Below are 257 nucleotides of genomic sequence, written 5' to 3'. Positions count from 1 at the left end.
GGCTTTAAAATCTTTGATGCAATAAGGTGAAGGGGAACTTCGGGAATCGGTTCCGTGGGGAAAAATCGGCATTAAATAAATGACATTGGTGCCGAGTGCTTTGATATTATCTAAACGGGCGGTTACTCCGGCTAGATTTCCGTTGGCACTAAACGGACGAATGTGCACTTGATACATGTTTATATCTCGTGTATCGGGAACGCCTGCAAATGGTGTTCCGTACTGCGCGGGATCTTGTGCGTAAAGGGAAGTTGCAA

General features: G+C 45.9%; 1 protein-coding gene. It reads right to left on the bottom strand.

All coding sequences use genetic code 11. From position 1 onward, the window contains the following. The coding region (locus ACWA1B_RS23075; RefSeq protein ID WP_456910995.1) for an alpha-amylase family glycosyl hydrolase at nucleotides 1-257 on the bottom strand (257 nt) is incomplete at both ends.

It is taken from the genome of Flavobacterium xizangense (genome assembly GCF_054075145.1).
Note: the sequence above shows the minus strand (reverse complement) of the source record. Positions and strands in the feature narration are given on the sequence as shown.